The 11,063-nt window shown below is 69.8% G+C and carries 2 protein-coding genes; both read right to left on the reverse strand.

Annotation, left to right across the window (positions count from 1 at the left end; translation table 11 throughout):
* Positions 1–214: 214 nt before the first annotated feature.
* Complete coding sequence (locus tag ACFWVC_RS37815) at positions 215–10,492, reverse strand: amino acid adenylation domain-containing protein (protein ID WP_384298863.1); 10,278 nt, start codon at positions 10,490–10,492, stop codon at positions 215–217.
* Positions 10,489–11,063, reverse strand: a 575-nt coding sequence (locus tag ACFWVC_RS37820) for a phosphopantetheine-binding protein (protein ID WP_384298868.1), incomplete at its 5' end; no start/stop codon positions are given. The genes ACFWVC_RS37815 and ACFWVC_RS37820, both read right to left, overlap by 4 nt.

Genomic DNA, 11,063 nt, shown 5'->3' on the forward strand with positions numbered 1-11,063 from the left:
CCGGACGAGCGCGGCGGCGCGTTCGCGCCGGGCGTGCACCGGTTCCGCCGGGTCGACGTCGATCTGGATCAGGGAAACGCGCACCGTACCACCGCTCATGAGTCGGGACATCCTGCCGGGCCTGCGGTCGTCACCGGATGTATGCGTGTCCGGTGGCCCGGTGCCCGGGAGGGTTTCTCCTCGGGCACCGGGCGTTGGTGTTGCTGAGTGTGGGTCAGCCGGTGATGCCGGAGCGGAGATGCGGGGTGATCGCCAGGCCGATCTCCGCGAGGGAGGCGGGAGTGTTGATCTCGTAGTGTCCGTATCGCAGGTCGGTGTTGATCACCTGGCCGGTGGTGTGGGTGCGCCAGGCATCGCTGGTGGGGTGCTCCTCGTGCTTGTCGAGTGCGGCGGTGAAGAAGAGCAGGTCGCCGTTCACCTGTCCGGGTGTGTGGGCGTGCATCAGGCGCAGGTTGTGGACGAAGGTGTCCGCGACGGCTGCCCGGATCTGATCGTCGTCGCCCACGGTGTCCGGGCCCGCCTGGCGGATCAGCTCGGCCACCTCGTCCTCGGCGACTTCGTCCTCGGTCTCGTCCGCTGTCCGGGTCCTGGTGTCCGGGCCGGCCGGGGTCAGGGCCGGGCCGGGGTAGGAGTCCAGGAGGGCCAGGAGGGCGACCTCTTCGCCGTGTTCTTGCAGTTGGCGGGCCATTTCGTGGGCGACCACGCCGCCGAAGGACCAGCCGAGGAGCCGGTAGGGACCGGCGGGCTGGACGGTCCGGATGCGGGACACGTAGTCGGCGGCCATGTGCGAGACCGTGGCCGGTGCGTCGTCGGCCTGGCGCAGGCTGCGGGCCTGCAGCCCGTAGAGCGGCACGTCCACGGACAGGTGCCGGGCGAGTCCGAGGTACGACCAGCTGATCCCGAAGCCCGGATGGACGCAGAACAGTGGCAGGTCGTCTCCTGTCGCGCGCAGCGGCAGCAGTACTTCCAGGCTGTCGCCCTGTACTCCCTGTTCCAGGCTCCGCGCCAGCTGGGCCACGTTTGGTGCGGCGAACAGCTCGCCGATCCCGAGTTCCGTGCCCAGCACGGTGCGGATCCGTCCCAGCAGTCTCACCGCGAGGAGGGAGTCTCCGCCCAGGTCGAAGAACGAGTGGTCGACACCAACGGTGTCCAGGCCGAGGACCTCGGCGAAGAGTCCGGCGAGCACTTCCTCGCGGGCGGTGCGCGGTGCCGTGTCGAGGGCTGTCTCGAAGGTCGGTGCGGGCAGTGCCTTGCGGTCCAGCTTGCCGTTGGGGGTCAGGGGCAGCGTCTCCAGTACGACCACTGCTGAGGGAACCATGTGGTCCGGCAGCCGCTCGGCCACCAGCGCCCGGGCTGCCGTCCCCAGGTCCTGGTGCTCTGGGGCCGTGCCCGTGACCGGCACGAGGTAGGCGACCAGGCGTTTGTCGCCGGGGATGTCCTCGCGGACGATGACCGCGGCCTGGGCGACGCTGTGGTGTGTGGCCAGGGCCGCTTCGATCTCGCCGAGTTCGATGCGGAAGCCGCGGACCTTGACCTGATCGTCGGTTCGGCCGAGGTATTCGAGCTGACCGTCGGTGGTCCAGCGTGCCAGGTCACCCGTGCGGTACATGCGTGTCCCGGCGGGTCCGTAGGGGTCGGCCACGAACCGCTCGGCGGTCAGGGCGGCCCGGTTGAGGTATCCGCGGGCCAGTTGGACACCGGCGAGGTAGAGGTCGCCGGGCACGCCTGCGGGTACGGGTTGCAGCCATGCGTCCAGGACGTACACCTGGGTGTTCCACACCGGCCGGCCGATGGGCACCGCGAGCGCTCCCGGAACCACCGATGCGAACGTCACGTCGACCGAGGCTTCCGTCGGCCCGTACAGGTTCTCCAACCGCACGTCCAAGGCTTCGTGGAAGCGCTCGGCGACGGGGGCGGGCAGGGCTTCGCCGCTGCACAGCACGCGCCGCAGGCTGGTGCAGCCCGCCGCGGCCGGCTCCTGGAGGAACGCCGTGAGCATCGACGGCACGAAGTGCACCGTGGTCACCTGCTGCTCGCGGATGAGGCCGGCGAGGTAGGCCGGGTCCTTGTGCCCGTCCGGACGGGTTACCACCAGTGCCGCACCGGTGATCAGCGGCCAGAAGAACTCCCACACCGACACATCGAAACTGGCCGGCGTCTTCTGCAGTACCCGGTCGTCCGCCTCCAGACCATAGGCGTCCTGCATCCACAGCAGGCGGTTGACGATGCCGGCGTGGGGTACGGCGACGCCCTTGGGGCGGCCGGTGGAGCCGGAGGTGTAGATCACATAGGCGGCGCCGCGAGGGTCGTACGACTCAGGCAGTCCACCCGGTATCGCGTCGGCCGGTTCATCGATGAACACGCGCGGTATCCGGGAGGCGGGCAGCTCCACATCCCGGGCTGTCAGGACGCAATGGGCGTTGGCGTCGGCGAGCATGTAGGCCAGCCGCTCTGCCGGGTACCCCAGGTCGAGCGGCAGGTAGGCGGCTCCGGCCCGGTGCACAGCCAGCAGTGCCACCACCAGATCCGCCGAACGTGGCAGGGCCACAGCGACGATCGACTCCGCCCCGACCCCGCGACCGGCCAGCACCCACGCCAGGTACTCCACCTGTGCGTCCAGCTCCGCATACGTCAGCTCGGCACCCTCGAACACCACCGCCACCGCATCCGGAGTACGCGCGACCTGCGCCGCGAACAGCTCCGGCAGCGTCGCGGCGGGCACGTCCCGGCCGGTGTCGTTCCACCCGCGCAGAACCTGGTGCACCTCGGTGCCGGAGAGCAGCGCGGCGCTGTGGTGGTTCGCGTCGGGCTCTTGCTCCATGGCGGTCAGCACGGCGAGGTAGTAGTCGTGGATCCGCTCGATCAGCTCGTGGCTGAACTGAGTGCTCTCATATCTCAAGAGGAGCGCCAGTTCGCCGGTTGCGCTGTTCACCGAGAAGTCGGCGCTGAACGGCAGATCGCTCTCCATGGAATCCGTGGTGTCCAGTACCTGGATACTGGCGTCCGCGTCCCGTTCGACGTGGAAGTGGGTGTAGTTGAAGAAGCTGTCGAACAGCGCGTTCTGTCCGGTGATCCGCATGATCTCGGTCATCGGGTAGCGGCGGTGCTGCTGGATGCCCGCGTCGAGTTCGGCGACATGGCGGATCAGTCGCGTCCAGCTGCCGTCGGGAAGCCGGCCTCGCACTGGCAGGGTGTTGAGGAACAGGCCCACCACGCGGTCGCCGTCCGTCTCTTCCGTGCGGCCGTTGTAGACCGCGCCGGTCACCACGTCCTTGCTGCCGGTGACCAGGCTCATCACCCGCAGGTGTGCGGCCAGCACGACAGTGCGCAGCGGCACCCCGAGCGACGCGGCCAGCTTGCCCAGTCCCTCCCGAACCGCATCCGGAACCAGCCGGGGCTGGGCGCGCTTGGCCGTCTCGGCTTCCACCGGGTCCGAGGACTGCTTGCCGGCCGAGGCCGCCACGGTCTCGCGGCGCGGCAGCGGGGTGAACGAGGTGCCGTCCGTCTGAGCGATCCAGAACTCGCGGTCGGTCCGGTCTTCGAGGGCGGCGAGTTCGAGCTGGACGTACGAGCGGTAACGGGCGGCCACCGGCGGCGCGGCGTGAGTACCGGCATAGCGGTTGAGGAGTTCGGCGAAGACCGACCGCTCGCTCCAGCCGTCGAGGACGGCGTGGTGGAAGGTGACGAACAGCTGCATGGAGTTCTCGGACAGCCGCTGTACGTGGAATCTCACCAGCGGGGGCCTGCCAACGTCGAACGGCGTGCGCCGTTCGGCCTCGAAACGGTCGTCGACCAGCTCCTGCTGGTCGTCCCGGCCACGCAGATCCTCCACGGTCAGCGGCACCGGAACCTGGCGGTGCACGAACTGGGCCGGCTGATCGAAGCCGGTCAGCGCGAACGAGGTCCGCAGCAACTCGTGGGCCTCCAGCAGGCCCGCCACCGCGGTGTGCCAGGCCTGTTCGTCGAACACCGCCCGGAGCCGGTGGGCCACCACGTTGTGGTAGGCCGACGACCGCTGGCTCTCCAGCACCATGCCCACCTGCAGACGGGTCATGGGGTAGGCGTCCACCACGCCTTCCGGCACGACCTGACGGCCGGGCGCGGGCAGCAACGCGAACGGCTCCACACCCGCGGGAGTGTCCTGGGGGTTGTGATCGTCGCTGACGAGGGGGGCCAGGCCCCGGATCGTGGCGTGCCGCAGCAACTCGGCGAGCTCGAAGCGCAGCCCGCGCCCTCGAGCCAGGGCCAGGACCCGGATACTGCGGATCGAATCACCGCCCAGCGCGAAGTAGTTGTCGTCGATTCCCACCCGCTCCTGGCCGAGCACCTCGGCCCAGATCCCGGCCAGATCCGCCTCCACCGGGTTGCGCGGCGCCACGTAGGCCCCACCGCCCTCCCGCGTCGGCGCGGGCAGCGCCTTGCGGTCCAGCTTGCCGTTGACGGTCAGCGGCAGGCTTTCCAGCACGACCAGGTGCGTGGGCACCATGTACTCCGGCAGCCCGGCGGCCAGTTGCTCGCGCAGCCACTGCGCGCTCGCGTCCGTGACCGCGTAGCCGACCAGCTGGCCCTCGCGGACGATGACCGCCGCACCCGCGACCCCGTCCAGGCGTACCAGCGCCGCTTCGATCTCGCCGAGTTCGATGCGGAAGCCGCGGACCTTGACCTGATGGTCGGTGCGGCCGAGGTATTCGAGCTGTCCGTCGGTGGTCCAGCGTGCCAGGTCACCCGTGCGGTACATCCGTGTCCCGGCCGGCCCGTACGGATCGGCCACGAACCGCTCCGCCGTCAGACCCGGCCGGTTGAGGTAGCCCCGTGCCAACTGGACGCCTGCGAGATACAGATCACCCGCTACGCCTGCCGGTACGGGTTGCAGCCATGCGTCCAGGACGTACACCTGGGTGTTCCACACCGGCCGCCCGATGGGCACCACGGACGTACTCGGAGCCACCGGTGCGAACGTGACCTCCACGGACGCCTCGGTCGGCCCGTACAGGTTCTGCAACCGCACGTCCAAGACCTCGTGGAGATGCTCGGCCACGGGGGCGGGCAGGGCTTCGCCGCTGCACAGCACGCGCCGCAGACTGGTGCAGCCCGCCGCGGCCGGCTCCTGGAGGAACGCCGTGAGCATCGACGGCACGAAGTGCACCGTGGTCACCCGCTGCTCACGGATGAGACCGGCGAGATAGGCAGGGTCCTTGTGCCCGTCCGGACGGGCCACCACCAGTGCCGCACCGGTGATCAGCGGCCAGAAGAACTCCGGTACCGACACATCGAAACTCGCCGGCGTCTTCTGCAGTACCCGGTCGTCCGCCCGCAGGCCGTCGACGCCCTGCATCCACAGCAGGCGGTTGACGATCCCGGCGTGGGGTACGGCGACGCCCTTGGGGCGGCCGGTGGAGCCGGAGGTGTAGATCACATAGGCGGCGCTGCGAGTGTCGTACGACCCGGGCAGCCGACCGACCACCGCGTCCGCCGCATCGTCGACGAGCACCCGCGGTACCCGGGAATCGGGGAGCTCCACTCCGGGAGCGGTGACCACGCATGCCGCGTCCGCGTCGGCGAGCATGTAGGCCAGCCGCTCTGCCGGGTACCCCAGGTCGAGCGGCAGGTAGGCGGCTCCGGCCCGGTGCACCGCGAGCAGCGCCACCACCAGATCCGCCGAACGTGGCAGGGCCACCGCGACGATCGACTCCGCCCCGACCCCGCGACCCGCCAGCACGCCGGCCAGACGCTGCACCCGCGCGTCCAGCTCCGCATACGTCAGCCCGGCACCCTCGAACACCACCGCCACCGCATCCGGAGTACGCGCGACCTGCGCCGCGAACAACTCCGGCAGGGTGGTCGCGGGCACTTCCCGGACGGTGTCGTTCCACCCCGTCAGAACCTGTCCCCGCTCGTGGGCGTCCAGAACCTCGATCTGACCCAGTACGTGATGCGGGGATTCCTCGAGCGCGGCCACCACGCCCTCGGTCACCGTTCCCAGCAGCGAGGCGACCAGTTCCGAGCCGATCGGCGCTGCGGCCTGGACCGAGAACGCGAATCCGGTGTCCGAGCCGGTGCCCAGATCGTCCACCGACACCGTGAGGGGATAGTTGGTCCGGTCCTCGCCGGACAGGAGTTCCATCCCTTCGGGTTCGGCGCCGGCCGCGTCATCGCCACTCGGGCTGTGCCGGTAGTTGAAGAGGGTGGTGACGAGGGGGGCGGGTGCGGTCACGCCGCTGGCTTGCTGGGCGACGGCGAGGGGGGCGTGTTCGTGGACCATGAGTTCGGCGAGCTGGGTCTGCATGGAGCGCAGTGCGTCCAGGACGCCGATTCCGTGGGTAAGGGCTCGTACGGGGAGGTTGTTGATGAACAGTCCGGGGACGCGGTCGGCGCCGGCGCCGGCTTGCATGCGGCCGAACAGGACGGTGCCGAAGACGACGTCGTCGCGGCCTGAGACGGCGGCCAGGACCCGTGACCAGACCACGTGGAAGACGGTGGCCGGGCTGACGCCGTGCCGGCGGGCCTGCTCGCGCACGCGTGCCGCCAGCCCGGGCTGGAGGGGCACGCGTGTTTCGGTGACGTCGGTGCCGTCGCCGCGTACGTCCAGCACACCGAACGGCGCGGTCGGCTCGGTGACCTCGCCGAGCGTCTTCGCGAAGTAGGCCGCGTGCTCCTCACGTGACACACCGAGCAGCGCCTGACCGACGAAGTTCCGGTACGGCAACGGAGCAGGCAGGTGTCGGTCCCGTTCCTCGATGAAGGCCCGCACCTCGTCCAGCACCACGTCCAGCGAGGTGTGGTCCTGTGTGATGTGGTGGAGACGCAGCGCCATGAGCCAGCGGTCGTCACTGTCCGCCGCGACATACCCGTCCATCAGCGGCGCACGGCGCAGGTCCATCGGCGTCTCGCACAGGGCCAGCAGTGCTTGTGCCGCCTTCTGACCGGTGGCCCCCGTGCCGAGGTCGGTCTCGATGACCGGCATCACGGCCCGTCGGTGGACCACCTGCACCGGGTGGTCGAGGTTCTCCCAGGTGATGGAGGTGCGCAGGATGTCGTGGCGGTCGATGACCTTCTGCCAGGCGTGCAGGAACGCGTCGAGTCGTGCCCGCGAGTCGAAGCTCAGGACGACGCGGAGCATGTAGGGGTCACGGCCGTTGGCGGCTTCGAGCTGGTGGTGGAAGAACAGGCCTTCCTGCAGTGGCGCGAGGGGGTAGACGTCCTGCACGTTCGGTGCTCCACCGGGAACACCGGCCGCCACCAGGGCCAGCTCCTCCTCGGACAGTCCGGCCAGCGGCACCATGTCCGGCAGGATCGATTGCGCGTCCTGGGGGATCAGGCACGGCGGGACCTCGACCTCGTCGCGGGCTTCGGCGGCGGCCAGGCGGGCCGGTGTCGGTGCGGCGAACAGCGTGCGCACGTCCACGGACACCCCCCGGGCCCGCAGTCGCTCGACCAGCGTGACCGCCAGCAGTGAATGGCCGCCCAGGTCGAAGAAGCTGTCGTCGACACCGACCGCGGGCAGGCCCAGGACGTCGGCGAAGACCGCGCACAGGATCTCCTCGCGGACCGTCTCCGGCCCACGCCCCGCACCGGCCGCATAGTCCGGAGCGGGCAGAGCCCTGCGGTCCAGCTTCCCGTTCAGAGTCAGTGGAAGTGCCTCCAGCACCACCACCGCCGACGGCACCATGTAATCCGGCAGCACCCCGGCCGCGTGGGTGCGCAGCTGACCGGTGTCCAGGTTCTGGGCGCCTGCTGCCGGGACCACGTAGCCGACCAGGCTCTTCGTCCCTGGCTGGTCCTCCCGTACGACGACCGCGGCCTGTGCGACGCCGTTGTGCCTCATCAGCACCGTTTCGATCTCGCCGGGTTCGATGCGGAAGCCGCGGATCTTGACCTGTGTGTCGGCCCGGCCGATGTAGTCCAACTGCCCGTCGGTGGTCCACCGCACGAGGTCGCCGGTGCGGTACATCCGTGTCCCGGGCTTGCCGAACGGGTCGGCGACGAAGCGCTCGGCGGTCAGGCCCGGCCGGTTGAGGTAGCCGCGGGCCAGACCGAGACCCGCGATGTACAGCTCACCCGCCACACCCACCGGCACCGGCCGCAGCCCACTGTCCAGGACGTAGACACGGGTGTTGGCCATCGGCCGGCCGATCGACGGCGTCGCGCTGTCGGCGGCCGGATCCAGCCGCAGCGCGGTTGACCAGATCGTCGTCTCGGTCGGGCCGTACAGGTTCGTCACCTCGCCCACATCGTTCAGCGCGGCCGCCAGTTGGCCCGGCAGCGCCTCACCACCCACCAACACTCGCAACGTCGGCAGGGAGGTGTCGGTCTCGCGGAGATGCTCCAGCAGCGCCCGCCACAACGACGGCGTCGCCTGCATCACCGTCGCAGCCGAGCGCGTCAGAAGCTCCGACAGCCCGGCCGGGTCGACCACCGTGTCACGCGACGCCAACTCCACACACGCACCGCTGGTCAACGACAGATACAGCTCCAGCGCCGCGATGTCGAACGACACGGTCGTCACCGCGACCCAGCGATCCGCTGCCGTCAACGGGAAACGCTCGCGCATGTCCGTCAGGAAGTTGACCAGGCCCGCGTGCGGCACCACCACACCCTTGGGCCGGCCCGTGGAACCGGAGGTGTAGATCACATAGGCCGGATGCCGTGGCAGCAGCGGCGACTGTCGCTCGGCGTCCACCACCGGCATCGGGGAAAGCCTGCCGAGCGCCGCGACGGTTTCCCGAGCGTCAAGTACCAGGATCGAGGCCGGGTCCTCGACGGCCAGTACCGGCTCCACGTCCGCCGTGGTGAGCACCAATGCGGGGGCGGCATCGGTGAGCATGTGGGCGATCCGCTCCACCGGATACCCCGGGTCCACGGGCAGATACGCCCCGCCCGCCTTGACGACGGCCAGCAGCGCCACCACCAGCTCCGCCGAACGCGGCAGGGCCACCGCTACGAACCGCTCCGGCCCCACACCCCGCTCGACCAGCAGCCGTGCCAGCCGGTTGGCCCGCCCGTCCAGCTCCGCGTAGGTCAGCTCAGCGCCTTCGAACACGACCGCGACCGCGTCGGGGGTCCGTGCGACCTGCGCCGCGAACAACTCCGGCAGGGCGGTCGCGGGTACGTCCCGGGCGGTGTCGTTCCACTCCACCAGCACCCGATGCAGCTCGTCCGCGTCCAGAACCTCAACCCGGCTGACCGGCAGGGCCGGGTTGGCAGTGACCGCGTCCAGGACCCGCACGAGCCGTTCGCCGATCATGTCCACGGTCGTCCGGTCGAACAGGTCCGTCGCGAAGACGATCTCGCCGTCCAGACCCGCCGGGGCCCCGTCGGCGCCGAACTGCTCGAAGAACTGGAGATCCAGATCGAACTTTGCCGCCGGCTCACCACCCGGATACTCCGCGATCCGCAGGCCTGGCAGCTCCACGTGGGCCGCTGCGGCGTTTTGCAGGGCGAGTATGACTTGGAACAGCGGGTGGCGGGCTGTCGACCGGGTCGGGGCCAGTTCCTCCACCAGCCGCTCGAATGGCACGTCCTGGTGCGCGAACGCGTCCAGACCGCGCTCGCGCACCCGGCCCAGCAGTTCACCGAACGTCGGATCGCCGGACAGATCGGTACGCAGCACGAGGGTATTCACGAAGAACCCGACCAGTTCCTCGAGGGCCTCGTCCGTGCGCCCGGCCACCGGGCTTCCGATCGGGATGTCCTCGCCCGCCCCCAGCCGTGACAGCAGCACCGCCACCGCCGCCTGGAGCAGCATGAACATCGTCACGCCTCGCTCACGGGCCAGCTCCACCATCCGGGCGTGCACCTCGGCAGGAACCTGGACCTCCACGGAGGCACCGAAGTGGCCGGCCACCGCCGGACGCGGCCGGTCCGTCGGCAGGCCCAGTTCCTCCGGTGCCCCCGCCAGCGCTTCGCGCCAGTACGCCACCTGCCGTGCCAGCACACTGTCCGGATCATCCGCCTCGCCCAGCAGCTCTCGCTGCCACAGCGTGTAGTCCGCGTACTGCACCGGCAGCGGCTCCCACGAAGGCTCCCGTCCCTCGCAGCGCGCTGCGTACGCCGCCGACAGATCCCGCCACAGCGGCCCCATCGACCAGCCGTCCGCAGCGATGTGATGCATCACCAGCACCAGGACGCACTCGTCCGGCGCGACCACCAACAGGGTCGCCCGCAACGGCAACTCCATCGAGAGATCGAACGCGTACCCGGCGGCCTCCGTCACCAGTTCATCCACGTTGCCGGCGGTGGCTTCGACCACCGACAGCCGTGGATACGCGTTGTGGTCGGAAACGATCCGCTGATAGGGCTGGCCGTCCGTCTCGGGGAAGACGGTCCGCAGGGTTTCGTGGCGCTCGACCAGGTCGTGCAGCGCCAGCCTCAGGGCCGACTGGTTCACAACGCCGCCGGATATCCGCATGACCTGTGGAAGGTTGTACGAGGCGTCTCGTTCGACGCGGTTCAGGAACCACAGGCCACGTTGGGTGAGGGACGCAGGGATCACGACAGCTCCTTGGAGTGCGACATACGGCGAAGCGTGGGACGGACACGCTGTGTGAAGTCGAGACGGCCGGCGATGCCGGCCACTGTGGGTGCGGCGAACACCTCCCGGATCGGCACCTCTACGCCCAGTACCGACCGGATCCGGCTCACCAGGCGGGTCGCCAGCAGCGAATGGCCGCCCAGGTCGAAGAAGCTGTCGTCGACCCCGACCGAGGGAAGGCCCAGCATTTCGGCGAACACCGCGCACAGAGCCTTTTCGTGCTCCGTTTCCGGCTCCCGTCGCTCGCCCGCGCCCGCAGTCGCGGTGCGATCGGGGGCGGGCAGGGCCCTGCGGTCCAGCTTCCCGTTCGGGGTGAGCGGCAGTGTGTCCAGCACCACCACCGCGGAGGGAACCATGTATTCCGAGAGGTGTTCGGCTACGAACTTCCGGGCTGCTGCGGGTAGGTCCTGGCCCTCCGGCACGGCGTGCTGTGCGGCGACCACGTAGGCGATGAGGCGTTTGTCGCCGGGGTTGTCTTCGCGGACGATGACTGCGGCTTGTGCGACGTTGTTGTGGGTGGTCAGGAGTGTTT

This window comes from Streptomyces sp. NPDC058691, from assembly GCF_042714775.1.
GTDB lineage: Bacteria > Actinomycetota > Actinomycetes > Streptomycetales > Streptomycetaceae > Actinacidiphila.